The following is a 24,268-nucleotide window of genomic DNA, read 5'->3' as shown; positions in this document are numbered from 1 at the left end:
GTCAGAGGCGGCGGGGGCCGGTGTCGGGGCGGGGAGCGGACAGGCCGAGGTGAAGTTCGGCGTGCAGGACCGCCAGGCCGTCGGGGCGGGCGAGGACGGGATTGAGACGCAGGAGCCGTACCCGTGGCTGCTCGTCGACCAGTCGACCGACCCGCTGCAACAACTCCGCCAACGCGGCCCGGTCCACCGGCTCGGCGCCCCGGTAGCCGTACAGCAACGGTGCCGCCCGTGGTTCCTCGATCAGCGCGGAGGCGTCCCGGTCGGTCAAGGGCGCGACCCGCCACGCCCGGTCGCCGAGAAGGTCGGTCGCCACGCCGCCCAGGCCGAATCCGACCACTGGACCGAAGGCGGGGTCCTCGACCGCCTCGACCACACAGGCCACCCCCGGCGGCACCATCGGCTGGACCAGCACCCGGGGGCCGAACGAATCGGCGATCTCCTGGTACGCCCGGCGTACCGCGTCGTCACCGAACTGGTCCAGCCGTACGGCACCCAGGTCGAGACGGTGCCGCAGCCCCTCCCGGGCCGATTTGAGCACCACTGCCGAGCCCCAGTGCCGCGCCGCCGCCACCGCCGCGTCGACGGAGTCGACCACCGTGGACGGTACGACCGGGATGCCGTACGCGGCGAGCAGCCGCTCGACCAGTCCAGGCCCGGCGTTCGCCGCCTCGGAGCGGGCCTCGGCGCTGGCGGATCCGTCGCCGAACGGCCCCGCCCCCTCGTCCGACGAGAAGGCGCTCCCCGGCTCCCCGGCCCTGGCGAGTACGGCAGCAGCGGTGTCCGGGGCGGTCCCGGCGAACTCCGTCAACTCGCCGACCGGCTGGCGCAGCCAGTCGGCGTAGCCGATCACCCGGGCCAGGGCCCGGACCGCCTCCTCCACCGTCGGGTAGGACGGCACCCCGACCGGCGGCGGCCCGACCGGGAACGTCGCCACCGTCGGCCGGTCACCGGCGAGCGCCACACTCGCCACCGCTGAGGTGAAGTCGGCGTCCGCATCGACCAGTTGTCCGGGCAGCGGCGGGGCGAAGTGCACGAGCAGGGCGTCGACCCGGGGATCGACCGCGGCGTCGGCGAGCGCGTCGGCGAAGTCGTGCGCGGTGGCCTGCGGCCCCACGTTGACCGGGTAGCCAACGGCGACGGGCAGCCCGTGGGACCGGCAGGCGATGGCGGCCAGGTCGGCCAGGGCGGTGGAGTTCCCCACGATGCCGACCCGCCGACCGGCCGGCAGCGGCTGGTGGGCGAGGAGCATCCCGACGTCGAAGAGTTCCGCCACCGTCTCCACCCGGATCACCCCGGACTGTGCGTAGAGCGCGGTCAGCGCGGTGCCGTCGGGCCCCCTCGGGCCCGGATCCGTATCCGTGTCGGCGGACTGGTCGGCGGGACGTCGGGCGGAGGCGGCGAGGGCGACCACGGGTTTCGTACGGCCGATCCGCCGCGCCAACCGGGCAAACTTGCGCGGGTTACCGAAGGTCTCCAGGTAGAGCAGGATGACGTCGGTGCCCGGGTCGTCCTGCCAGTACTGGAGCAGGTCGTTGCCGGAAACGTCGGCCCGGTTGCCGGCCGAGACGAAACTCGACAAACCCAGCCCACGCCGCTCCGCCTCGGCGAGCAGCGCCACCCCGAGCACACCGGACTGGCTGAAGAAGCCGACCCGTCCGGCCACCGGCAGCCGGGGCGCGAGGGTGGCGTTGAGGCGTACCCGCTGGTCGGTGTTGGCGATGCCGAGACAGTTCGGGCCGACCACCCGCATCCCGGCCGCACGGGCCGCCCGGATCAGCTCCCGCTGGGCGGCGGCGCCCTCGGCACCGGACTCGGCGAACCCGGCCGAGACCACCACCAACGCGTGCAGTCCGGCGTGGGCCGCGTCGGCCACCACCCCGGGGACGGCCTCCGGCGGCACCGCGACCACGGCCAGGTCCAGCGGCACGGGGGCATCGGCCGCCGACGGGTACGCGGGCAGGCCGCCGACCCGGACGGCGCTCGGATGCACCGGTACGAGGTGTCCGGTGAAGCCGCCGTCGCGCAGGTGCCCGAGGATGGCGGCGCCGATTCCCTGACCGGTGGCGCTGGCGCCGTACACGGCGACACCGTTCGGGGCGAGCAGACGGGCGATCGAACGCGCTTCGGTCCGGTGCTCCCGCCCCCACTGCACCCGCAACGACTCCTCCGTCGGGGCGATCGGGAAGCTGAGGTGGACCACGCCGTCGGCGTACCGGCGCTGCACCTGGTAGCCGAAGTCGGCGAAGACCCGCAGCATGGTCCCGTTGGCCGGGAGCACCTCGGCGAGGAAGCGGCTGATCCCCTCCCGGCGGGCCGCCTCGGCCAGGTGTTCCAGCAGCACCGGTCCGATGCCCCGGCCCTGGTGGGCGTCCTCCACCACGAAGGCGACCTCCGCGTCGCCCGCCTCCGGCCCGAGCCGGTCGAACCGGCCGACGGCCAGGATCCGCTCGCCGGAGAGCACCACGAACGCCTCCCGGTGGTGGTGGTCGACGGTGACGAAACGTCTCAGGTCCCGGTCCGGGATCCGCGGGTACGGCGAGAAGTAGCGCAGGTAGCGGGTGCGCTCGGAGAACCGCGAATGCATGGCGACGATGCCGGCCGCGTCGTCGGTGCGGATCGGTCGCAGGTGGACGGTCGTGCCGTCGCTGAGCAGTACGTCCGCCGAGCGGTCCGCTGCGCCGTCGACCACGCTCGGCTCGCCTCCGTTCAGTCCCTCGGGTCGTACGGGTCGAGACCGTGCAGCGGGAAGACCGCCTTGCGGGTCGCCAGGATGGCACGGTCCACCCCGTCCGGCTCACCGGTGGGCTGCCACGGCTCGTACGCCGGGTCGACGTCGTCGGTCATCCGCAACGGCACGTCCCGCTCCGGGCGGCGTTCCCGGGCCAGTTTGCGCCAGGCCGGTGGGGTCAGCGTCGCCGGTGCGATCGGGTCCCCGGTGGCGATCGCGAGCAGGTGCGTCCAGGCTCTCGGTACCACCTCGACCAGGGCGTACCCGCCTCCGCCGGTGGCGATCCAGCGGCCCTCGCAGAGTTCGTCGGCGAGCGCCCGCAGCGCCAGGTAGCTGGCGCGCTGCCCGTCCACGGAGAGTCGCAGGTCGGCGAGGGGGTCGAGCCGGTGGCTGTCCGCGCCGCACTGGGTGACCAGGATCTGCGGTCGGAAGGCGCGCAGCACCGACGGGACCACCGCGTGGAAGGCACGCAACCAGCCGGCGTCGCCGGTGCCGGGCGGTAGCGGCACGTTGACCGCGCTTCCCCTGGCTGCCGGACCGCCGATCTCGTCCGGGAACCCGGTGCCCGGGAAGAGCGCGAGCGGGCTCTCGTGCAGGCTGACGGTGAGCACCCGGGGGTCGTCGAGGAAGATCTCCTGCACCCCGTCGCCGTGGTGCACGTCGACGTCCACGTAACCGATTCGCTCGGCACCGAGGTCGAGCAGCCGGGCGATGGCCACCGCGGGATCGTTGTAGACGCAGAATCCCGCGGCCCGTCCGGTCATGGCGTGGTGCAGGCCACCGGCGACGTTGACGGCGCGCCGGGCCTCGCCGCGCCAGACCATCTCCGCCGCGGCGAGACTGGCCCCGGCGACCAGTGCGCTGGACTCGTGCATGTTGTCGAAGACCGGGTTGTCGGGGGTGTTCAGGCCGTACCCGGAGAAGAACGGATCGTCCGGTGCGGCCCGGACCGCGTCGAGGTAGTCGGGCCGGTGCACCCGGGTCAGTGCCGTCTCGTCGGCCGGGGTGGGTGTCACCACCCGGACCCCGGCCCGGTCGAGGATGCCGAGTTCCCGCGCCAGCGCGACGGTCAGCTCGACCCGGACCGGGTCGAGCGGGTGCTCACCGAGGTCGTAGGCGAGCAGGGATTCGTCCCACATCACCACCGTGTCATGCGACATGGCGCCATCGTCGCACGCCTGGACGCCACCTCCCAGGCGCGCGCCGGGGTATGGCGCCGGTGCCGGATCAGGTGCCGGAGCCGGTGGCGACGGGCCGGTCCGGGTCGGTGAGCCAGTGGCTCCACGAGCCGACATAGAGCGCGGCGTCCGTACGTCCCGCCCGGTGCAGGGCGAAGACCGTGTGCGCGGCGGTCACCCCCGACCCGCAGTACGCACCCACGCGTACGCCGGGCGCGACGCCGGCCTCGGCGAACCGGGACCGGAGCGCGTCGGCGGCCAGCAGCCGGCCGTCCGCGCCGATGTGCTCGGTGGTCGGCAGGTTGACCGCTCCGGGGACGTGCCCGGCGACCGGGTCGACCGGCTCGGTCTCACCCAGGTAGCGGGCGGCGGCCCGGACGTCGAGCAGTACGCCGTCACCGGCGGCGAGCGCGGCGGCGTCCCCGGCGGCGAGCACCGGCAGCCCGCCGGGGCGGACCGTGACGTCGCCGGGGACCGGGGTGGGGACCTCCTCCGTGACCGGCTGCCCGGCGGCGACCCAGGCGGGGTAACCGCCGTCGAGCACCCGGACCGCGTGGTGCCCGGCCCAGCGCAGCGTCCACCACGCGCGGGCGGCGGCGGGCCCGTCTCCACCGTCGTAGACCACCACCGGGTGGCCGGCCCGGACCCCGGCGGCACGCAGCGCCCGTTGCAGGTTCTCCGGGTCCGGCAGCGGGTGGCGCCCGTCGGCACCGGGTACGCCACACAGCTCCGCGTCGAGATCGGCGAAGACCGCTCCGGGCAGATGCCCGGCGTCGTAGTCGACGCGACCGGGCTGGCCGCTGAGGCGCCAACGCACGTCCACTACGGTAGGTACGGCGGTCTCCGCGCCAGCCAGTTCGACGGCGAGGGCGGCAACGTCGATCAGAAGATCATCTGTGACGAACATGTGTCTCAGTCAACACCATCGGAACTGGTCGCCATGAACGCCAGACGCCCCGCTCGGGCTACGGCTTCGTGTCGGTAACTCGGGGTAGCATTACCTACCGGGAGGGCGGCTGACGTGAATGACCTTGTCGATACGACAGAGATGTACCTGCGCACCATTCTCGAATTGGAAGAGGAAGGTGTGCCGGCGCTGCGTGCGCGGATCGCCGAACGGCTACACCAGAGCGGACCGACCGTCAGCCAGACAGTGGCCCGGATGGAACGCGATGGGCTGTTGACCCTAGAGGACGACCGGCACCTACGACTCACCGCCGCCGGCCGGAGCCTCGCGATCGCCGTCATGCGCAAGCACCGGTTGGCTGAGCTGCTGCTGGTCAACGTGATCGGGATGCCCTACGAGGAAGCCCACGAGGAAGCCTGCCGGTGGGAACACGTGATGAGCGACGCGGTGGAGCAGAAGGTCTACGACCTGCTGAACCGTCCGACCCGTTCGCCGTACGGCAACCCGATTCCGGGGCTGGAGGCGCTCGGCAGCGAACACGGCTTGTCGGCTGCGGAGAGCCCGGAGGCGGAACGCAACCTCGCCTTCCCCGGCCTGACCGGCCCGGTGGTGGTCCGGCGGATCTGCGAGAGCGTGCAGACCGACGGTGATGTGCTGCGCCAACTACACGCGGCCGGGGTTGACCCGGGTGCGACCGTGACGGTGGCGCAGGAACGGGACGGTGTGACCATCGACCGTTCCGGCGACAAGATCAGGTTGCCTCGCGAGGTCGCCTCGCGGGTCTTCGTCGCCGCTTCCTGAGCGGGCCCCGTCCGCACCGGATTCTTCCCCGGCGCCGTTCGAAACGACACCGGACCGGCGACGCCCCACGACCACGCCGCCGGTCCGGCCGCCCGAAACGGCGGCCGGACCGGACGGAACGGGTGTCAGCGCTCGGCGGCGTCGATCTGCTTGGCCAGCGTGACGAGTTTGGCCGCGATGGCCTCCGCCGCCGGCTTACCCTCGTCCGCCGGGAGGGTGTAGCGGAGGCTGATCATCTGCCCGTCCGAGGCAAGCCAGCACACCTCCACCCCGGGGCCGTGGTCCTTGCCAGCGGCGACGATCAACCGGTACGCGGCCTTGCCCAGCCCCTTGACGGACTGCCCCCCGTCCGGCGCCTCGTCGTTGAAGACCGACGCGTCGGCCGAAGTCGGCGTCATCGCCAGCGCCAGATCAGGAAGACTCGCCTGCTCCGCCTGGAGCACGCAGCTACTCGTCTCGCCCTGGGAGGTCGCGGCCGACACGTCGAACGTGGTGCCGATGGCCTTCTCGATCGCCGAGTAGTCCAGCACCCGGCAGACCCCGCCGGCTGCCGCCGCCGGCAGCTTGACGACCGGAGGGATGGGCAGCGGTTCGCTCCTCGCCACGGCTGACTCGCCGCAGCCGGAGAGCACCAGCAACCCGGCGCCGATCAGTAAGAGCCGCCCTCGCACGATGACCTCCCGCTCGGCCCGGCCGGGGGCGGCCGGTGAGTGTCCGTCGGACACCGTACGGGTTCGAGCGGCAGGGGCGAAAGTCCCCAGGCCGTCGAGCCTTTCCTTTCGCTACTAGGGCAGCTCGCTACGCGGGCAGCTCGCTACGCGGGCAGCTCGCTACGCGGGCAGCCGGGCCACGATGTGCTTCGCGATCTCCAGCGAACTGGTCGCCGCCGGTGAGGGCGCGTTGAGGACGTGCACCTGCCGGTCGGCCTCCACGATGAGGAAGTCGTCCACCAGTGAGCCATCCGGGGCGATCGCCTGGGCCCGTACGCCGGCCGGGCTCGGGACCAGGTCCCGCTCGGTCAACTCGGGCACCAGCCGGGCCAGGCTGGACGCGAACCGGCGGCGGGACAGTGAGCGGCGTACCTCGGTGAGACCGTACCGCCCGTGGCGGCGGGCCAGCCGCCACAGCCCCGGGTAGCCCACCAGGTCGGCCACCTCCCTCGGGTTGATCCGACCCCACGAATAGCCCTCCCGGGCAAGCGCGAGCACCGCGTTCGGACCCGCGTGCACGCTGCCGTCGATCATCCGGGTCAGGTGTACGCCCAGGAACGGGAACTGCGGGTCGGGGACCGGGTAGATCAGGCCCCGGACCAGGTCCCGCCGCTCTGGCCGCAGCTCGTAGTACTCACCCCGGAAGGGGATGATCCGGGCGGGTGGCACGACGCCGGCGAACTGGGCCACCCGGTCGGCGTGCAGACCGGCGCAGTTGACCAGTACGTCCGCCAGCACCTCACCGGCGGTGCTGCTCACCACGAGTTCCGGGGCACCGCCCGGGCCGCCCCGCCGGCTCGCGATCCCGGTGACCCGGGCACCGAGACGGATCCCCGCACCGGCCTTCTCCGCCAGCGCCGCCAACGCGACGCAGACCTCGGTGAAATCGACGATCCCGGTGGACTCCACCCGCAGCGCCTCGACACAGCGCATCGCGGGCTCGTACTCGGCTGCCTCGGCCGCGTCGAGCAGCCGTACCGGTAGACGGTTGGCGAGCGCACGCTCGTGCAGGGCCCGGAGCCGGGGCAGTTCCGCCTCGTCGGTGGCGACGATCAGCTTGCCGCACCGCCGCACCGGTATGCCGTTCTCGGCGCAGAACTCCACCATGGAGCGGCTGCCGGCCCGGCACAGTTCGGCCTTGAGACTGCCCGGCCGGTAGTAGACCCCGGCGTGGATCACCCCGGAGTTGTGGCCGGTCTGGTGGGCCGCCAGCCGGGGCTCCTTCTCCAGCACGGTCACCTCGGCGCCGGGCCGGTCCAGGATGATCCGGTGCGCCGTTGCCAGCCCGACGATGCCGCCACCGATGACCACGTACCTCGCCATGGGCGCAGACGCTACCTGCCCGGGTCGTCGATGGGAGCCGGGTCACCGGTCGGCTCGTCGTCGACATACGGACAGTGCCGGCATCCCCGTCCGCAGCAGGTGCCCCGCCGGGCCAGGAAACCGGCGGTGAGGACGAAGAGTCCGGTCGCCGGGTCCTGGTACCCGGCCTGCCCTGCGGCGAGGGCTGCGGCGTGCGCGGCGACGATCGCCGCCCGCCCCGGGTGGTCCGGGGCCAGTCGGGACGGGTGCGGCTGTGTTAGCGGCCTGGGCGCCAACGGCAGCCGCCGCTCCCGCCCGCCGTCACCCATCCCGCGAGGTTACGTCAGCCTGGAACGGCGCGATCAAAGCCGTACCGGTGGGCGGAGCCGTACCCGTGGGCGGAGCCGCACCCGGACCGTGGAGGGTTCGACTCCCCCGTGCGAGCCGAGCCTTCCACGATCGAAGGTGCGCCGTTTCCCCGGCCGCGCGTCAGGCGGTGGTCCGCCTCATGAGGAGCTGGCCGGCGCCGGCCAGCAGCAGGGCGAGCAGGGCCGGCCAGCCGGCGAAGAGGGCCAGTGCCGACTGGTCGGCGAACCACCGCCCCACCGCGGGCCACCAGTGCTGCCAGGTGACGAGCACGGCGAGCAGGCCCAGCAGGAGCAGCAGCACGATGCTCAGCAGGTAGAGACCACCGACACCCCACCGCTTGAGGACCAGCGCGGCGAACATCCCGATGTAGCCGAGCACGATGAACGGGACCGTAAAGATCAGGATCTGTGCGAGCGGGTTGTCGTTCTGCATGAACGGCATGACGAAGAACCCCAGGGACAGCCCCCATCCGTCGGTCGCCCGCTCCGCCAGCGAGCAGAGGTAGAGCAGCACCCCGAAGACCAGGGACTCGGCGACCAGCAGCAGTGAGGTGGCGGCATAGAAGGTCCGCCGGGTCAGGCTCAATCCGAGCGAGAACGGGAAGAACTGGGTGATCGTCTGAGCGGCGCCGATCATCACGACGACGTAGATGCTGACCAGCCCACCGGTTCGGGGATCGTCCGGCATCTCGTCGGCGATCAAGGCAAAGACGGCCAGGTTGATCAGGAAACTGGAGGCCAGGATGCCCCAGGGCCAGCTGACCATGGCCGGCCAGCTGATCAGTTGGACGCGGGTGGCGGCGAGCACACGGCTCATCGGAGCTTCTCCCTGTCTGCCGTACGGACACCGCTCGTCGTACCGGTGAGTCGGACCACCAGCTCCTGCAACGAGACCGGGGCCACCTCCAGCCCGAGCGTGCTGGCCCGGTGGCGGTCCGACGGTTCGAACGGACCACGGAGCGTGGCCCGAACCAGGTTCCCGATGCGTTCGCGGTGCAGTTCCTCGGCCCCGTTGCGCCACTGCTCCACCACGGCCAGCGGCCCCGAGACCGTGACCAACTCGGCGCGAAGCTCCTCCGCGCTCTCGTCCAGCAGGATCCGCCCCCGGTCGAGCAGCAGTACGTGCTCGATCAGGTTGGCGACCTCGTCGATGAGATGGGTGGAGAGCACGATGGTGCGCGGGTGCTCGGCGTAGTCGACGAGCAGACGGTCGTAGAAGAGCTGCCGCGCGGTGGCGTCCAGCCCCAGGTACGGCTCGTCGAAGAAGGTGAGCTCGGCACGGGCGGCAAGCCCGATGATCACGCCGAGCGCGGAGAGCATGCCCCGGGAGAGCTTGCGCACCTGGCGCCGGAGCGGCAGTTGGAAGTCCTCGACGAGGGCTGCGGCGAAGTCCTCGTCCCAGTTCGGAAAGAGCAGTCGGGCCGCTTCCAGCGCATGCCGTACCTGGAAGACCTGGGGGTAGGTCTGGCTCTCCTTGATGAAGCAGACCCTGCTCAGCACCTCGGCGTTCTCGTACGGGTGCTGCCCGAACACCGACAGGTCTCCGGAGGTGGCGTGGTTCTGTCCGGTGAGGACCTGCATCAGGGTCGTCTTGCCGGCACCGTTGCGTCCGAGCAGACCGTGGATGGTGTTCTCGGTCAGAGTGAAGCTGACCTCGTCCAGGGCGGTGGTCCGACCGAATCGCTTGGTCACCCCGCTGGCGGTGACGACCGGACTCATCGTTCCCCCTCCCGGAGGTCGATCATCGACTTGAGTTCGTCGGCACCGATGCCGAGTTTGCGTGCTTCGGCGAGCAGGGGGCGGACGTACTGGTTGGCGAACTCTTCGCGGCGTCGTTCCCGCAGCTTGGCGCGGGCGCCGGTGGAGACGAACATCCCGATTCCTCGTTTCTTGTACAGAACGCCGTCGTCGACGAGTTGGTTGACGCCCTTCGCGGCGGTGGCCGGGTTGATCCGATGGAAGGCGGCCAGTTCGTTCGTCGAGGGGACCTGGGTCTCCTCGACGAGAGTGCCGTCGATGATCGCGGTCTCCAGCAGCTCCGCGACCTGGAGGAAGATCGGTCGGCCTTCCTCCATCACCCGCACCCGCCCACCGTCACGTCCGGGCGGCCGAGCCAACCATGGTTAGCCGGTTCATTACTCATGTAACTAACCATGTAACCAGGGCCGCCGGTTGTCAAGTGAGGTTGCCGACAGGTGACGCGGTGGCCCGTCGGCCGGACAGATGTGTGTCGAGCCGACGGCGGTGCCGGTAACGTGCGCAACGCCTCCCGAACGCTCCATGTCCCGCGCAGTCCACGTACAGGCAGGTGCAACCCGTGACGCAGCAGTTGGCGGCGGGACCGGCGCGCGGAACACCGCCCCGCCCCTCCCTCTGGCGCAGCCGGAACTTCCTCCTGCTCTGGGGCGGTCAGACGGTCAGCGAACTGGGCACCCGGATCTCCCACGTCGCGGTACCGGTGGTCGCGGCGGACACCCTCGGCGCCAGTGTCTTCCAGATCCCGCTGCTGACCTTCCTCGCCTGGCTGCCGTACCTGCTCTTCTCGCTCCCCGCCGGTGCCCTGGCCGACCGGGTCGACCAGCGGAAACTGATGATCTTCTGCGACCTGGAGCGGATGGCCCTGATGTTGTCACTCCCGCTGGTCGCGATCGCGGGGCGGCTGACACTCCCGTTCCTGTACGTCGTCGTCGGGCTCTCCGGCGTCCTGACCGTCGGATTCACCGTCGCCTACCGGAGCTGGTTCCCCCGCCTGGTGTCGGCGGCCTGACCCTCGGGCTCTTCGCGAACCGCTCGACCAACCGGATCGGCACCGCCCGGGTGATCTGGGTCGCCATGGCCGCACCCGGACCCCTCTACCTGCTCATGCCGCTGGCACAGCCCGGCTGGGGGGTGCTGCTCTACGGTGTCGGCCTCGGCGCGCTCGTCGGCGGCACGCTCGGCAGCCAACTGGGGCTACGTACGGCACTGTGGATCTGCGTACTCGGCACCTGGAGTGCCGCGCTCTTTGTCGTCTTCTCGCCGCTGCGGACGATGCGGGACCTGCCGGCGACCTGACGGTACGCGAGCCAACCTAGGCACGGGCGGCTCAGAGCCGAAGCGCGCACCGTCCCAAACCCTCTCCAGGCAGCACATGGGGGAGTCGGACAACGCCCGACTCCCCCATGTGCACTACTGAACTGTCAGCACTCGACTCGCTGCGTCGAGTGTCGCGTCAGATGCGACTCCGCTCGGTTTCAGCTGCAACCCGAGGTGGAGCCGCAACCCTCGCAGACGTAGCAGCTACCCGCGGGGCGCATCTTCGTGCCGCAGGTGAAGCAGAGCGGGGCGTCGGCCGCCTTGCCGAGCACCGCCTCCAGCAGTTCCGTCGACGATCCCACCCGTACGCCGAGCGGCTTGGCCGCCGCGACCTCGGGCTCGGCCGGCACGGTGGCGGCGGGGGCTGCCACCGGCTCCGGCTTCGCCTCGGCCGGAACCGTCACCGGTGCCGAGGAGGCCATCACGCTCAACTCCAGGTTGTTCTCCGCCTCCGCCTCGGCCCGCAACTGCGCGGCCCGCTCGCTGGCGGTGAAGATGCCGAGTTCGGCCCGGCGCTCGTACGGCAGGAAGTCCAGGGCCAGCCGCCGGAAGATGTAGTCCATCACCGAGGCAGCCATCCGGATGTCCGGGTCATCGGTCATCCCGGCCGGCTCGAACCGCATGTTCGTGAACTTGCTGACGTACGTGTCCAGCGGGACGCCGTACTGCAGGCCGATCGAGATCGCCACGGAGAAGGCGTCCATCACCCCGGCGAGGGTCGAGCCCTGCTTGGACATCTTCAGGAAGACCTCGCCCAGACCGTCGTCCGGGTACGAGGAGGCGGTGAGGTAACCCTCGGCCCCGCCGACCGAGAAGGAGACCGTCTCCGACGGGCGCTTCTTCGGCAGCCGCTTGCGCACCGGGCGGTACTCGATGACCTTCTCCACAGCCCGCTCCGCGCTGGCCGGCGCGACCTCGACCGATGCCGACTCGGTCGCCTTCGCCGGCTTGGCCACCGAGAGCGGCTGACCGACCTTGCAGTTGTCGCGGTAGATCGCCAGCGCCTTCAGGCCGAGCTTCCAGCCCTCGAAGTAGATCTCCTCGACGTCGGCGACGGTGGCCGCCTCCGGCATGTTGACCGTCTTCGAGATCGCGCCCGAGATGAACGGCTGCACCGCGGCCATCATCCGTACGTGCCCCATCGGGGCGATCGACCGTTCGCCCATGGCGCAGTCGAAGACCGGGTAGTGCTCCGGCTTGAGGCCGGGGGCGTCGACCACGTGCCCGTGGTCGGCGATGTGCTCGACGATCGCCTCGACCTGCTCCTCCGGGTAACCGAGGCTGCGCAGGGCACGCGGAACGGTCTGGTTGACGATCTGCATCGAGCCGCCGCCGACCAGCTTCTTGAACTTGACCAGCGCCAGGTCGGGCTCGACCCCGGTGGTGTCGCAGTCCATCATCAGGCCGATGGTGCCGGTCGGCGCGAGCACCGACGCCTGCGCGTTGCGCCAGCCGTTGCGCTCGCCGACCTTGTTCCCCTCGGTCCACTGCTTGGTGGCCTCGCGGACGATCGCGGTGGCGACCGCACCGGTGGGCTTGATCTCGTCGTTGGCCGCGGCGTGCTTGCGCATCACCCGCTTGTGCCCTTCGGCGTTGCGGGCGTAGCCCTCGTACGCGCCGACCACACCGGCCAGTTCGGCCGAGCGGCGGTACGCGGTGCCGGTCATCAGCGAGGTGATCGCGGCGGCAACCGAGCGCCCGGTCTCCGAGTCGTACGGGTGACCGGTCGCCATCAGCAGCGCGCCGAGGTTGGCGTAGCCGATGCCGAGCTGCCGGTAGGCCCGGGTGGTCTCACCGATCTTCTCGGTCGGGAAGTCGGCGAAGCAGATCGAGATGTCCATCGCGGTGATCACGAACTCGACCGAGCGGACGAACTTCTCCACCTCGAATCCACCGTCGGCGCGGAGGAACTTCATCAGGTTGAGCGAGGCCAGGTTGCACGAGGAGTTGTCCAGGTGCAGGTACTCCGAGCACGGGTTCGAGGCGGTGATCCGCCCGGTCTCCGGGCTGGTGTGCCAGTCGTTGATCGTGTCGTCGTACTGCAGGCCGGGGTCGGCGCACTCCCAGGCGGCCTGGGCGATGGTCCGGAACAGCCCCTTGGCGTCGACGGTGTCGATCACCGCACCGTCGAGCCGGCCGCGCAGGTCGAAGGTGCCGCTCTCCTCGACCGCGCGCATGAACTCGTCGGTGACCCGGACCGAGTTGTTGGCGTTCTGGTACTGCACGCTGACGATGTCCGAGCCGCCGAGGTCCATGTCGAAACCGGCGTCGCGGAGCGCGCGGATCTTGTGCTCCTCGCGCGCCTTGGTGGTGACGAACTCCTCGATGTCCGGGTGGTCCACGTCGAGGATGACCATCTTGGCCGCCCGCCGGGTGGCGCCACCAGACTTGATGGTGCCGGCACTGGCGTCGGCGCCGCGCATGAAGCTGACCGGACCGGAGGCGGTGCCGCCGCTGGAGAGCAGTTCCCGCGAGGAACGGATCCGGGAGAGGTTGACCCCGGAGCCGGAGCCGCCCTTGAAGATCAGCCCCTCTTCCTTGTACCAGTCGAGGATCGAGTCCATCGAGTCGTCGACAGCGAGAATGAAGCAGGCGCTGACCTGCTGCGGCGACGCGGTGCCGACGTTGAACCAGACCGGCGAGTTGAAGCTGAACACCTGGTGCAGCAGCATCCAGGTCAGCTCGTGCTCGAAGATCTCGGCGTCCGCCGGGCTGGCGAAGTAGGAGTGCTGCTCCCCGGCCGCGCGGTAGGTCTTCACCACCCGGTCGATGAGCTGCTTGAGCGACCACTCGCGCTCCGGCGTGCCGACGGCACCACGGAAGTACTTGGTGGTCACGATGTTGGCCGCGTTGACGCTCCACGAGTCGGGGTACTCGACCCCGCGCTGCTCAAAGTTGATCGAGCCGTCGCGCCAGTTCGTCATGACGACGTCCCGACGCTCCCAGGTCACCTCGTCGTAGGGGTGCACCCCCTCGGTGGTCCAGACCCGCTCGACCTTGAGTCCGGTCGTGGTGGTCGCCCGTGACCGACTCTTGTTCGCTGTCATGCCTTCCCCCGCCATCTCATCCGCCCCCTAACCAGCACGGTCCGCCGCCGTGCCACCGAAATGATCAAAAACTAGAAAAGCTAGCTGGTACGGCCGCCGGCCGGCTCCGCCGTCAGCGGGTCCGCGCCAGGCGCCGGAGGCTGCTGCGCCGCACCGTCCCGCGCTGCCGTTCGGGCAGCCGCGGTGGCGCGCAGGGCCTCGATCTCCCGCTCGAAGTCCCCCAGCGAGTCGAACGAGCGGTAGACGCTGGCGAAGCGGAGGTACGCCACCTCGTCCAGCTCCCGCAGCGGCCCGAGGATGGCCAGTCCCACCTCGTTGCTCGGTATCTCGGCGGCGCCCTTGGCCCGGATGGTCTCCTCGACCCGCTGCGCGAGCAGTGCGATCGAATCCTCGACGACCGGGCGACCCTGGCACGCCTTGCGCACCCCGCCGATGATCTTCGTACGACTGAACGGCTCGGTCACACCGCTGCGCTTGACGACGGCGAGCACCGCCTCTTCGACGGTGGTGAACCGCTTCCCGCACTCCGGGCAGGACCGCCGGCGGCGAATCAGCTGGCCGTCGTCGGCCTCGCGCGAGTCGACGACCCGGGAGTCGGCGTGCCGGCAGTATGGACACCGCATAGCCGACCTCCTTTCACCACCACGTGGGGCACCCGCCACCTCCCGGACACCCGAACAGCCGGCGGGAACCACCGCGAGGTGGCCGTCGCCGTGCTGCTAAGCGGGGAGCGAGGGGCCGTCGAACCCAACCTATGGCCGACTTACACCCTTGTCACTACTACATCTAGGGGTCGACCGTATGCCGCAGAGCGGCCGGGGTCAAGTTGGCAGGCGGGTCGCGCGCGTCGCCGTTATCTTCCCAACATCGCCGATCGGCCCGGGGTTACCGGTTCCCGACAGACGGTCAGACAATCACTTAAAGTAATCAAGCCGACCCGGACAGTCACTCGTCGCGAGGCAGGGTCAACCGCTGCCCGGCATGGATGGTGTAGCCCTCGATCCCGTTGAGACGTCGAATCTCATCGATCACCCGGAACGGCTGACGACTCGGCCGGTGCCGTTCGGCGACCGACCAGAGCGTGTCCCCGGGCAACACCACCGCGATCGGCGCGGGACCGGGCGGGTCGGCCGCCCGAGAGGAGGGCGCCAACACCAGCGCCAGCCCGATCGCCACGATCACGTAAAGACCGAGCAGCACCGCCCGACCTCGTCGCGTCAAGCGGAGCCGAGTGCCCCGCGAGGGCCGGTACATCTCCGGTGCACCCACGCTGACCTCCAAGATCGAACGCCAGTTCGATAGAACAGACGTACGATGGTGTATCAGAACAGGCGTACGGATGTCGAGCTTGCGGACGCGACACGCCGACGCCACGTCGTACAGATGTTTGAAACTGTCCGATCTCACCTATACGGTCGTGAACAACCGAACCCGATCGGCGCAGCGACGCCACGGGCGATCGGTCCCATGCGCACCACGTGCCACCCAGGCACCCCCGCCGAGCAGGGAGGACGGACGTGTCGACCGACGACCGGACGAACGGGCAGCACCATCCGCAGAAAGCCGTCGCCGATTCCGGTGCCACCGCGGCCCGCCGTCGCGGCGCCGCCCGCGCCCGTACCGGCGAGCCGACCCTGCGGTCCGTCACTCCGGTGGTGAGCCACTTCCCCGACCTGGTCAGCGCCGACCTGACCACCCGGCAACGGCGGATTCTCGAATTCATCCGGGACTGGGTGGAGCGCTACGGCTACCCGCCGAGCGTGCGCGAGATCGGCGAGGCGGTCGGCCTGGTCTCCCCGTCGAGCGTCGCCTACCAGCTCAAGGAACTGGAGCGGAAGGGCTTTCTCCGCCGCGACCCCAACCGCCCCCGGGCGGTGGACGTGCGCCCCCCGAACGACCTGCTGGACGACGAGGCCGCGCGGGCGCAGCGACCGGCGCCGGCCTACGTGCCGATGCTCGGCCGGATCGCGGCCGGTGGGCCGATCCTGGCCGAACAGGCCGTCGAGGACGTCTTCCCGCTCCCCCGCGAGTTGGTGGGTGAGGGCGAGGTCTTCATGCTCAAGGTCAAGGGCGACTCGATGCTCGACGCGGCGATCTGCGACGGCGACTGGGTCGTGGTCCGGCAGCAGCCGACCGCCAACTCGGGCGAGATCGTCGCGGCGATGCTCGATGGCGAGGCGACGGTGAAGACCTACCGTCAGCGCGACGGTCACGTCTGGCTGATGCCGGCCAACTCGGCCTTCGACCCCATCCCCGGCGACAGCGCGTCGATCATGGGTCGCGTGGTGGCCGTCCTCCGCCGGATCTGAATCCTCCGCCGGATCTCATCCCGGCACCGGCCTGCCCGGTTTCGTCACCTCGCCAGCGGTGGATTCTCCCGACAGCTCGGGAATCCACCGCTGCCGCTCGTCACCGGATCAGCGGCGTCCCTGCTCGGGATAGCCCTGTTCCGGATAGCCCTGTTCCGGATAGCCCTGCTCCGGATGCCCGTTCTGGCCGGGACGCGACTGGGGCCGGGGCTGGCCGTACTGCCCGCCCTGCTGCGGCCGGCCGTACCCGTTTGCCGGTTGACCGGGGGCGGAGCCGTTCGCCGGTTGCCCGTAGCCGTTCACCGGGGGCTGACCAGGGCCGTACCCGTTCGCCGGTTGCCCGTAGCCGTTCACCGGGGGCTGACCCTGCCGGCGGTTCTCCGCCGCGGCGCGCGGGTCGACGGGGGCCGGGCGGCCACCACGTACCCCACCGTAGACCGGGCCCTGACCGGGCTCCCCGGGCCTGCCGGGTCCGCCGCCGTACACGCCCGCACCGGAGGGCCCCCCGCCGGCCGGCGGGCGGGGGCCCGTCGGGGCGCCACCGCCGTAGACCGCTCCACCGGCGGGCTGGCCTCCGTAGACCCCGGCCGGCGGGCGGCCGGGCTGTTCGTACTCGCCACCGGGACGGTAACCACCGGGGCCCCCGGCCTGGCCTCCCCCGCCGTAGGTGGTGCCCCGCGCCGGCGAGGACTCGTACGAGCCGTCACCGGGCACCTGCCCGCCACTGCGCTGCCCGTCCGGGTCACCTACCGGATTCGCGGGCTCCGCCGCCTCCGCGGCCCGTGCCCTGCGTGCCCGGACGATGCCGAAAATCCCCAGGCCGACGAGGAGAGCACCGAGCACACCCACCGCCGCGATCAGGTAGGTGATGTCCGTCAGTGTCAGGTCGGCCGTCCAGGACTTGCTGCTCTCGCTCTTGGCATCGTCCCCGCCTGCCGCCGCGGCCACCTCGACGACCTGCGTCGACGGCACATAGCTCTGGATCACGACGTCGGTGTCGTCGGCGAGACTGCCGACATCGGAGACGGTCACGAACGACTTGCCGTCCGGGGTGTACGAGATCGCCTCCCCGAAGGCGTCCTCCAGCGGGGTCATCCGGGGCTTGCCGGTGGTGAGCGCCTTGACGATGTCGCCGTCGGGCACGTCCCACTCGAACGCGTCGGCGTAGGTGCGCACGACGATCCGCTTGCCGTCCGGCGAGGTCGCCGCCCCGGTGACCATCAGCCGGCCGGTCGCGGTGAGCAGGTTCTCGGTCGTGCTCTTGGGAAGGGTGATCTCGCCGGCCAGCTCCATCGGCACGCCTTCGGCGTTGTCCTTCTGCAAGGGAGCGGTGGGGCGGTAGATCTCGCTCTTCGCGGTGCCGGTCTTGGTGATGATGTACGGGGTGCCGTCCGCCCCCAGCAGCAGCGCCTCGGCGTCGTGCGGCTTGTTGCCCGGGTAGGACAGCCGGTGCAGGGTGGTCTTGCCGGAACCGTCCGCCGGCAGGCTCCAGAGCACCACGCTGCGCCGGCGGGTCTGGGCGTCAGGGTTGTCACCGATGTCGGCGATCCAGAGCGTCTTGCCGTCTGCCGAGAGCGCCACGTCCTCCGGATCGGCCGCCGCCCGGTTGACGTACGGCACCGACTTGGTCACCTTGCACTTGGTGCTGAGGAAGAAGACCCGGTCGTGGCTCTCGAGATCGGTGCCGTCGTTGATCACGACGTAGCCGCTGGTGGTGGCGACCAGGCCGGAAAGCTCGTTCGTCCGGTCGTCGTCGACGGTGCAGACCTTGGTCGGGGCAGCGAGCGCCGGGGTTGCCGCCAACCCCAGGCTCGCGCCGACCACACCACCGATAACCATGATCGAGGAGAGGACACGCCGCATCGGCCAAGTGTCGCACGTCGCAGACGGACGCCGGGCAGGCCGTGATCCTTCGTCCCGAAGCTGCCGTTCGGGCAGTTTCAAACTACTCCTCGTTGGCCAGATATGGGGTCAATTCGGCCGCCAGTGCCTCGTCGACCCGCACGTGCAGCAGGGTCCCCTCGGCGAGGTGTGTGGTGCCGAGTACCTCCCCGCGCCGATGCACCCGTGCGACCAGGTCACCCCGGGCGTACGGCAGGACCGCGCGGAGTTCCACCGCCGGCCGGGGCAGCCGCTGTTCGATGGTGGCGCGCAGCTCGTCGATGCCCCGCCCGGCGTGGGCGGAGACGAAGACGGCGTCCGGCCACTCCCGCTTGAGCCGGAGCAGCGTCTCCTCGTCGGCGACGTCGGTCTTGTTCACCACCAACAACTCGGGCAGCTTGTCGGCGCCCACCTCGGCGAGCACCTCGTGCACCGCCCGGACCTGCTCCTCGGGGTCCGGGTGTGCCCCGTCCACCACGTGCACGACGAGGTCGGCCTCGGCCACCTCCTCAAGCGTCGAGCGGAACGCCTCGACGATCTGGTGCGGGAGGTGCCGGACGAAGCCGACGGTGTCGGAGAGGGTGTAGACCCGGCCGTCGGAGGTGTCCGCCCGCCGCGTGGTCGGGTCCAGGGTCGCGAAGAGTGCGTCCTCGACCAGCACCCCGGCGCCGGTGAGCCGGTTGAGGATGCTGGACTTGCCGGCGTTGGTGTATCCGGCGATGGCAACGGCCGGGATGGCGTTGCGTCCGCGCCGCGCACGCTTGGTCTGCCGTACCACCCGCATGCTCTTGATCTCGCGCCGCAGCTTGGCGATCCGGTGCCGGATCCGGCGCCGGTCCGTTTCGAGCTTGGTCTCACCGGGGCCACGGGTGCCGACACCGCCGCCGGCGCCACCGCCACGGCCGCTACCGCCGGCCTGCCGGGAGAGGCTCTCACCCCAACCGCGCAGCCGGGGTAGCAGGTATTCCAGCTGGGCCAGCTCGACCTGGGCCTTACCTTCCTTGCTCTTCGCGTGCTGGGCGAAGATGTCCAGGATCAGGGCGGTCCGGTCGACCACCTTGACCTTGGTGCGCTGCTCCAGGTTACGCAACTGGGACGGAGAGAGCTCTCCATCGCAGATCACCGTGTCGGCGCCGGAGGCGAGCACCTCGGCGGCCAGGTCCTCGACCTTGCCACGGCCGATGTACGTGGCCGGGTCAGGCCGGGAACGGCGCTGGATCAGCCCTTCGAGCACCTCGGAACCGGCGGTCTCGGCGAGTGCCGCCAGTTCGGTGAGGGAGTTCTCGGCGTCGGTGACGGTGCCCTCGGTCCAGACCCCGACCAGGACCACCCGCTCCAACCGGAGTTGCCGGTACTCGACCTCGGTGACGTCGGTGAGCTCGGTGGAGAGGCCGGCCACCCGGCGCAGCGCCGCGCGGTCCTCCCGCTCCAGCTCACCGGTGGTGACCTCCGCGCCGAGCAGGGCGTCGAGGTCCTGGTCGGTCAGCGGAGCGAAGCTTTCCTGATTTCGCAAGCGGGTCTCCTGTCCGTTTGATCCCTGCGCTTCAATCGTGACACGCTGCGCCGCCGATCGCACCGCCATAATGCGGCACCTCGGCAGACCGGTCCGCCCGCCGTCGATTCGCGTTGGTTATGGCACCCGTGGGGGATGCGCTGAAGACGGTCCGCACGCAGCGGGTAAGAATGCGAAGCGGCGGCCGACCGGCCGTGCCCACCAACGACGGAGGGACCCCGTGACCACCACCCGCCTGCCGAGCGCCGGATTCTCGATAACGATCCGGATCGGCGTCACCGCTGACGCCTCGGCCATCGGCCGGCTCACGACCTGCGTCGGCGAAGCCGGCGCCATCGTCACCGCGCTCGACGTGGTCGACTCCGACCCGACCACGGTCCTGGTCGACCTCACCTGCGACACCGCCGACGCCAACCACGCCGACCACGTCGTCAAGTCGCTGACCGCGCTGGAGGGCGTGGACGTCCGCAAGGTCTCCGACCGTACGTTCCTGCTGCACCTGGGCGGGAAGATCGAGGTCAGCCCCAAGGTCGCGCTGCGCAACCGGGACGAGCTGTCCCGCGCGTACACGCCGGGGGTGGCCCGGGTCTGCCTCGCCATCGCGGAGAACCCGGCCGACGCCCGTCGGCTCACCATCAAGCGCAACACCGTCGCGGTGGTCACCGACGGCTCGGCCGTACTCGGGCTGGGCAACCTCGGGCCGGCCGCGTCGCTGCCGGTGATGGAGGGGAAGGCGGCGCTGTTCAAGCGCTTCGGCGGGGTGGACGCGTGGCCGGTGGTGCTCGACACCCAGGACGTCGACGAGATCGTCTCGATCGTGCGCGCGATCGCGCCCGCCTACGGCGGGATCAATCTGGAGGACATCGCCGCGCCGCGCTGCTTCGAGATCGAGGCGAAGCTGCGGGACCTGCTCGACATCCCGGTCTTCCACGACGACCAGCACGGTACCGCGATCGTCGTACTCGCCGCGCTCACCAACGCGCTGCGCGTCGTGGGCAAGCGGCTCGCCGACGTCAAGGTGGTCGTCTCCGGGGCCGGAGCCGCCGGTACGGCGATCATGAAGCTGCTGCTGCGCCAGGGCGTCGGCGACATCATCGCGTACGACCGGGCGGGTGCCCTGCACCGTGGGTTGACCAACACCAACCCGGCCTGGCAGTGGCTGGCCCAGAACACCAACAAGGAGAACTACAGCGGCGACCTGCCCGGGGCGATCCGAGGTGCGGACGTCTTCATCGGGGTGAGCGCGCCGAACCTGCTCACCGGCGACGACATCGCGGCGATGGCGCCGGACTCGATCGTCTTCGCGCTGGCCAACCCCGATCCGGAGGTGGACCCCCGGGAGGCCCGCAAGTACGCGGCCGTCGTCGCCACCGGCCGTTCCGACCAGCCGAACCAGATCAACAACGTGCTCGCCTTCCCCGGCGTGTTCCGCGGCATGCTCGACGCGCACGCCGAGGAGTTCACCGAGGAGATGGCGCTCGCGGCGGCCCGGGCCATCGCGGACGTGGTGGGCGAAGACAAGATCAACCCGACGGTGATCGTGCCCAGCGTCTTCGACTCGCGGGTGGCCACCGCGGTCGCCGCCGCCGTACGTGCCGCGGCCCAGCAGCCCGCCCCGGCGCCCGCCGCCGACCCGGGTCCCGCCGACCTGCCCGAGATCGCGGCCTCCGCCGCCGCCCCGGCGGCCCCGCTCTCCGCCGGCAACTGACCCGGCTCGGCTCCGACGGGGGCCGCCGAGCATGACGTGGTTGGCGCGGATTCCGGTCCCGGGATCCGCGCCAACCTCATGATCGGCTCTGGCCGGTCTCCCGGACCGGACTCCGGTCAGCGGAGCGTGTCGCCCTCGGCGACCAGTACGGCGGGCCCGGCCAACCACGCGCTCTCGCTGTCCACGCTGATGGTGAGCCGGCCACCCGGTACGTCGACCGCGACCACGCCGGCGCCCAGCCCCGCCGCGCGCAGGACGGTCGCGGCCACCGCCACGGCACCGGAGCCACAGGAGAGCGTCTCCGCCGAACCGCGCTCGTACACCCGCATCAGCACGTGCAGGTCGGCTCCGGGAACCGGTTGGGCCGGGGCGACGAACTCGACGTTGACCCCGGCCGGGAAGACCGCCGGGTCGAATCCGGGCGCCCGGGTCAGGTCCAGCGCGGAGAGCTCCACCCCGGCCGGCACCGGGCAGACCAGGTGCGGGTTGCCGCAGTCCACGACGGTTCCGGCCAGGGTCAGCCCGTCGACGGTCGCCGTGCTCTCGCCGTACAGCCGGGGTGCGCCGAGGTCGACGGAGATCTCCCCGTCGGCGACGACCGCGAGCCCGGCGGTGGCCGGACCGACCACGGCCCGGACCACTCCGGACCGGGTGGCGATCGGCAGCCCGCCCTCGACCGGCTCGGCTAGTCCGCTGGTCAGCAGGTAGCGGGTGAAGACCCTGGTCCCGTTGCCGCACATCTCGGCGATGGAGCCGTCCGCGTTCCAGTAGTCCATGAACCACTCGGCCTCGGCCGAGTACGCCGCACCGTCCGGGTGTTTCGCCGCCCGGATCACCCGGAGTACGCCGTCCGCGCCGACGCCTCGGCGACGGTCGCAGAGCGCGGCGACCGTGGCCGGGGTGAGCGGAAGCTCGCCGTCCGGATCGGCGAGGATGACGAAGTCGTTGCCGGTGCCATGACCCTTGGTGAACTGCACCAACCCATCATTCCCGATCCGCCGCCGAATCATCCCGCGGGCCGGTACGCGCCAGCCGGCCTCAGTAGCGGCGTGCCGACCGGACCACGTCGAGGCCGGCCTCAAGCAGGTCGGGGCGGGCCGCGTCGAGCCACTGGATGCGGGGATCGCGGCGGAACCAGGTGCGCTGGCGACGAACGAACCGTCGGGTCTTGCGGACCGTCTCGGCGAGCGCCTCCGCCTCGGTCAGCTCCCCGTCGAACATGCGCAGCACCTGCTGGTAGCCGAGGGCCAGGCCGGCCGTACGCCCCTCCCGCAGCCCCTGGGTCACCAGTCCACGTACCTCGTCGACCAGCCCGGCCGCCCACATCCGGTCGACCCGGGTGGCGACCCGCTCATCCAGCGGCGTGTTGTCCCGGTCGACGCCAAGTTGCACTGATTCGTACCAGGGTTTCGGGTCCGGCAGCGCGGCCGTGAACGGCCCACCAGTGAGTTCGATCACCTCCAAGGCCCGGACGATCCGCCGCCCGTTGCCCGGCAGGATGCTCGCCGCCGCCGCCGGGTCGGCCGCATGCAGCCGGGCGTGCAGCGGCGCCGGCCCGGACTGTGCCAGTTCGGCCTCCAGCCGGGCGCGCAGATCCGGGTCGGTACCGGGAAACTCGAACTCCTCCAGCACCGCGCGGACGTAGAGACCGGAGCCGCCGACCAGCAACGGCACCCGTCCCCGGGCCAGGATGTCGTCGACGGCGCGCCGGGCCAGCCGCTGGTACTCCGCGACGCTCGCCGGCTCGGTGACGTCCCAGATGTCCAGCAGGTGGTGCGGCACCCCGGCCCGCTCCGCCACGGTCAGCTTGGCGGTGCCGATGTCCATCCCCCGGTAGAGCTGCATCGAGTCGGCGTTGACCACCTCGCCACCGAGCGCCTCGGCCAGGCCGATGCTCAGGTCCGACTTGCCGGCGGCGGTCGGCCCGACGACGGCGACCACGAGGCTCATCGCGTTCCCTCCCGCTCCCAGTTGGCCACGAAGTAGCCGACACCGTACGGCGCGGCACAGTAGGAGAGTTCGCCGGTCCACCCGGTGCCGGCGGCCGAGGCGGCGCCGGCCAGGACCTGCCAGGCCGCCCGGCCAGCCACCCGCAGGTCCGCCGAGAGCGACGGGTCCAGGCCGAGGAGAGCCTCGGAGTCCGCGCCGCCGAGGGCGGAGGCGACCCCTTCGTCGTACGCGTCCGCGCGCGGGTCGTCGTAGCCGGGCGACTTCTCCCCCCGGCAGGCCGAGCCGTCGCCCAGCACCAGCATGGCGATCCGGGGGCGGCGTCCGCTCCACTCGGCCCCGTAACCGGCGCAGTCGGCAGTGGGGGCGTCGGTGGCGACGGCGTCCAGCATCAGGGTCCGGTCACCGAGGTCGTGGCGGCTCAGCAGCCAACCACCGACGAGCAGGCTCAGTGGGGTGACCGGCGTAGCGGCCGACTGGCCGCCCTCCGACTGGCCGCCCGCCGTCAACTGACCGAGCACGAAGCCGCTCGACACTCCCCACGGAGCGAAACTGCCCGCGTACGGATAGGTGAAGCGTTCCGTCCGGGTGCCACCACCGACCACCAGCACCGCATCGGCCGTAACGGAAAGTAACCTGGTGATCGCGGCATCGACGGCGGTTCGCATCTCGTCGAGTTCGGCGGCGGCCGCACCGGCGACCTCGGGCACGATCAGCGGCGGATTCGGGCAGATGGCGGCGGCAACCAGAGACACGCCACCACCGTAGCCGGGTTCGGACCTTACACCCGCTTG

The 24,268-nt window shown here is 71.1% G+C and carries 22 protein-coding genes; 5 read left to right on the top strand and 17 right to left on the bottom strand.

Translation table 11 applies throughout. From position 1 onward, the window contains the following. Nucleotide 1 precedes the first annotated feature (1 nt). The 3 genes from ACIBF5_RS10840 to ACIBF5_RS10830 form a co-directional block, all read right to left on the bottom strand. On the bottom strand, nt 2-2,689 hold the full coding sequence (locus ACIBF5_RS10840; RefSeq protein ID WP_396810296.1) for a GNAT family N-acetyltransferase: 2,688 nt from the start codon (nt 2,687-2,689) through the stop codon (nt 2-4). Nucleotides 2,690-2,706: 17 nt separating this feature from the next. After that, nucleotides 2,707-3,888 (bottom strand): acetoin utilization protein AcuC, encoded by a 1,182-nt coding sequence (locus ACIBF5_RS10835; protein WP_396810294.1) that lies wholly within the window; start codon nt 3,886-3,888, stop codon nt 2,707-2,709. Nucleotides 3,889-3,955: 67 nt separating this feature from the next. Further along, nucleotides 3,956-4,813 carry a sulfurtransferase gene (locus tag ACIBF5_RS10830; RefSeq protein WP_396810292.1) on the bottom strand — a complete coding sequence of 286 codons (858 nt, stop codon included), beginning with the start codon at nt 4,811-4,813 and terminating at the stop codon, nt 3,956-3,958. 114 nt (nt 4,814-4,927) lie between these two features. Between ACIBF5_RS10830 and ACIBF5_RS10825 the strand changes: the two genes are divergently transcribed. Beyond that, nucleotides 4,928-5,614 (top strand): metal-dependent transcriptional regulator, encoded by a 687-nt coding sequence (locus ACIBF5_RS10825; RefSeq protein ID WP_396810291.1) that lies wholly within the window; start codon nt 4,928-4,930, stop codon nt 5,612-5,614. Nucleotides 5,615-5,739: 125 nt separating this feature from the next. Here the strand turns inward: ACIBF5_RS10825 and ACIBF5_RS10820 are convergent, their stop codons facing one another. From ACIBF5_RS10820 to ACIBF5_RS10795, 6 genes are all read right to left on the bottom strand, one after another. Then, nucleotides 5,740-6,339: a hypothetical protein gene (locus ACIBF5_RS10820; protein WP_396810289.1), complete on the bottom strand. Its 600-nt coding sequence runs from the start codon at nt 6,337-6,339 to the stop codon at nt 5,740-5,742. Nucleotides 6,340-6,444: 105 nt separating this feature from the next. Continuing rightward, the gene (gene lhgO, locus ACIBF5_RS10815) at nt 6,445-7,647 is read right to left on the bottom strand and encodes an L-2-hydroxyglutarate oxidase (protein ID WP_396810287.1); all 1,203 of its coding nucleotides are present in this window, start codon (nt 7,645-7,647) and stop codon (nt 6,445-6,447) included. Nucleotides 7,648-7,658: 11 nt separating this feature from the next. Continuing rightward, nucleotides 7,659-7,955 carry a DUF5522 domain-containing protein gene (locus tag ACIBF5_RS10810; RefSeq protein ID WP_396810285.1) on the bottom strand — a complete coding sequence of 99 codons (297 nt, stop codon included), beginning with the start codon at nt 7,953-7,955 and terminating at the stop codon, nt 7,659-7,661. A 160-nt stretch (nt 7,956-8,115) separates the two neighbouring features. Beyond that, nucleotides 8,116-8,811 (bottom strand): ABC transporter permease, encoded by a 696-nt coding sequence (locus ACIBF5_RS10805; RefSeq protein WP_396810283.1) that lies wholly within the window; start codon nt 8,809-8,811, stop codon nt 8,116-8,118. Then, the gene (locus tag ACIBF5_RS10800; protein WP_396810281.1) at nt 8,808-9,713 is read right to left on the bottom strand and encodes an ABC transporter ATP-binding protein; all 906 of its coding nucleotides are present in this window, start codon (nt 9,711-9,713) and stop codon (nt 8,808-8,810) included. Before ACIBF5_RS10800 ends, ACIBF5_RS10805 begins: the two co-directional genes overlap by 4 nt. After that, nucleotides 9,710-10,069, bottom strand: a complete 360-nt coding sequence (locus ACIBF5_RS10795; protein ID WP_396810279.1) for a GntR family transcriptional regulator — start codon at nt 10,067-10,069, stop codon at nt 9,710-9,712. The genes ACIBF5_RS10800 and ACIBF5_RS10795 overlap by 4 nt, the downstream gene beginning before the upstream one ends. Nucleotides 10,070-10,311: 242 nt before the next feature. Here ACIBF5_RS10795 and ACIBF5_RS10790 point away from each other — a divergent pair, with 242 nt between their 5' ends. Continuing rightward, nucleotides 10,312-10,761: an MFS transporter gene (locus tag ACIBF5_RS10790; RefSeq protein WP_396810277.1), complete on the top strand. Its 450-nt coding sequence runs from the start codon at nt 10,312-10,314 to the stop codon at nt 10,759-10,761. 65 nt (nt 10,762-10,826) lie between these two features. Continuing rightward, nucleotides 10,827-11,048 carry a hypothetical protein gene (locus tag ACIBF5_RS10785; protein ID WP_396810275.1) on the top strand — a complete coding sequence of 74 codons (222 nt, stop codon included), beginning with the start codon at nt 10,827-10,829 and terminating at the stop codon, nt 11,046-11,048. A gap of 179 nt (nt 11,049-11,227) precedes the next feature. On the opposite strand, the gene ACIBF5_RS10780 is transcribed toward ACIBF5_RS10785, so the two are convergent. The 3 genes from ACIBF5_RS10780 to ACIBF5_RS10770 all read right to left on the bottom strand — a co-directional run bounded on the left by ACIBF5_RS10780 (nt 11,228) and on the right by ACIBF5_RS10770 (nt 15,316). After that, on the bottom strand, nt 11,228-14,131 hold the full coding sequence (locus ACIBF5_RS10780; RefSeq protein WP_396810273.1) for a vitamin B12-dependent ribonucleotide reductase: 2,904 nt from the start codon (nt 14,129-14,131) through the stop codon (nt 11,228-11,230). A gap of 65 nt (nt 14,132-14,196) precedes the next feature. Continuing rightward, entirely contained in the window at nt 14,197-14,739 is a 543-nt protein-coding gene (nrdR, locus tag ACIBF5_RS10775) for a transcriptional regulator NrdR (protein WP_396810271.1), read from the bottom strand. A 322-nt stretch (nt 14,740-15,061) separates the two neighbouring features. Further along, nucleotides 15,062-15,316 (bottom strand): LysM peptidoglycan-binding domain-containing protein, encoded by a 255-nt coding sequence (locus tag ACIBF5_RS10770; RefSeq protein ID WP_396810269.1) that lies wholly within the window; start codon nt 15,314-15,316, stop codon nt 15,062-15,064. 317 nt (nt 15,317-15,633) lie between these two features. Here ACIBF5_RS10770 and lexA point away from each other — a divergent pair, with 317 nt between their 5' ends. Continuing rightward, on the top strand, nt 15,634-16,425 hold the full coding sequence (gene lexA / locus ACIBF5_RS10765) for a transcriptional repressor LexA (RefSeq protein ID WP_396810267.1): 792 nt from the start codon (nt 15,634-15,636) through the stop codon (nt 16,423-16,425). A gap of 108 nt (nt 16,426-16,533) precedes the next feature. Here the strand turns inward: lexA and ACIBF5_RS10760 are convergent, their stop codons facing one another. Both ACIBF5_RS10760 and hflX read right to left on the bottom strand, forming a co-directional pair. Next, nucleotides 16,534-18,288 carry a hypothetical protein gene (locus ACIBF5_RS10760; protein ID WP_396810265.1) on the bottom strand — a complete coding sequence of 585 codons (1,755 nt, stop codon included), beginning with the start codon at nt 18,286-18,288 and terminating at the stop codon, nt 16,534-16,536. A gap of 82 nt (nt 18,289-18,370) precedes the next feature. After that, a complete protein-coding gene (gene hflX / locus ACIBF5_RS10755) occupies nt 18,371-19,819 on the bottom strand; it encodes a GTPase HflX (protein WP_396810263.1) in 1,449 nt (482 codons plus the stop codon). 220 nt (nt 19,820-20,039) lie between these two features. On the opposite strand from hflX, the gene ACIBF5_RS10750 reads away from it, so the two are divergent. Beyond that, nucleotides 20,040-21,527: an NAD-dependent malic enzyme gene (locus tag ACIBF5_RS10750; RefSeq protein ID WP_396810261.1), complete on the top strand. Its 1,488-nt coding sequence runs from the start codon at nt 20,040-20,042 to the stop codon at nt 21,525-21,527. Nucleotides 21,528-21,643: 116 nt separating this feature from the next. Here the strand turns inward: ACIBF5_RS10750 and dapF are convergent, their stop codons facing one another. The 3 genes from dapF to ACIBF5_RS10735 form a co-directional block, all read right to left on the bottom strand. Beyond that, the gene (dapF, locus tag ACIBF5_RS10745; protein WP_396810260.1) at nt 21,644-22,504 is read right to left on the bottom strand and encodes a diaminopimelate epimerase; all 861 of its coding nucleotides are present in this window, start codon (nt 22,502-22,504) and stop codon (nt 21,644-21,646) included. Between the two features lie 61 nt (nt 22,505-22,565). Continuing rightward, nucleotides 22,566-23,477 (bottom strand): tRNA (adenosine(37)-N6)-dimethylallyltransferase MiaA, encoded by a 912-nt coding sequence (gene miaA, locus ACIBF5_RS10740; protein WP_396810258.1) that lies wholly within the window; start codon nt 23,475-23,477, stop codon nt 22,566-22,568. After that, nucleotides 23,474-24,229: a hypothetical protein gene (locus tag ACIBF5_RS10735; RefSeq protein ID WP_396810256.1), complete on the bottom strand. Its 756-nt coding sequence runs from the start codon at nt 24,227-24,229 to the stop codon at nt 23,474-23,476. Before ACIBF5_RS10735 ends, miaA begins: the two co-directional genes overlap by 4 nt. Nucleotides 24,230-24,268: the final 39 nt, after the last annotated feature.

It is taken from the genome of Micromonospora sp. NPDC050417, from assembly GCF_044458865.1.
In the GTDB taxonomy this organism is placed as follows: domain Bacteria; phylum Actinomycetota; class Actinomycetes; order Mycobacteriales; family Micromonosporaceae; genus Micromonospora_G.
This window is presented reverse-complemented; position numbering and strand designations above follow the sequence as displayed.

Excerpts from the sequence above, each read along its gene's own strand:
- ACIBF5_RS10835 (WP_396810294.1), bottom strand. The coding sequence starts at position 3,888 with ATGTCGCATGACACGGTGGTGATGTGGGACGAATCCCTGCTCGCCTAC.
- ACIBF5_RS10830 (WP_396810292.1), bottom strand. The coding sequence starts at position 4,813 with ATGTTCGTCACAGATGATCTTCTGATCGACGTTGCCGCCCTCGCCGTC.
- lhgO (WP_396810287.1), bottom strand. The coding sequence starts at position 7,647 with ATGGCGAGGTACGTGGTCATCGGTGGCGGCATCGTCGGGCTGGCAACG.
- ACIBF5_RS10810 (WP_396810285.1), bottom strand. The coding sequence starts at position 7,955 with ATGGGTGACGGCGGGCGGGAGCGGCGGCTGCCGTTGGCGCCCAGGCCG.
- ACIBF5_RS10805 (WP_396810283.1), bottom strand. The coding sequence starts at position 8,811 with ATGAGCCGTGTGCTCGCCGCCACCCGCGTCCAACTGATCAGCTGGCCG.
- ACIBF5_RS10800 (WP_396810281.1), bottom strand. The coding sequence starts at position 9,713 with ATGAGTCCGGTCGTCACCGCCAGCGGGGTGACCAAGCGATTCGGTCGG.
- ACIBF5_RS10795 (WP_396810279.1), bottom strand. The coding sequence starts at position 10,069 with ATGGAGGAAGGCCGACCGATCTTCCTCCAGGTCGCGGAGCTGCTGGAG.
- ACIBF5_RS10785 (WP_396810275.1), top strand. The coding sequence starts at position 10,827 with ATGGCCGCACCCGGACCCCTCTACCTGCTCATGCCGCTGGCACAGCCC.
- ACIBF5_RS10780 (WP_396810273.1), bottom strand. The coding sequence starts at position 14,131 with ATGGCGGGGGAAGGCATGACAGCGAACAAGAGTCGGTCACGGGCGACC.
- nrdR (WP_396810271.1), bottom strand. The coding sequence starts at position 14,739 with ATGCGGTGTCCATACTGCCGGCACGCCGACTCCCGGGTCGTCGACTCG.
- ACIBF5_RS10760 (WP_396810265.1), bottom strand. The coding sequence starts at position 18,288 with ATGCGGCGTGTCCTCTCCTCGATCATGGTTATCGGTGGTGTGGTCGGC.
- miaA (WP_396810258.1), bottom strand. The coding sequence starts at position 23,477 with ATGAGCCTCGTGGTCGCCGTCGTCGGGCCGACCGCCGCCGGCAAGTCG.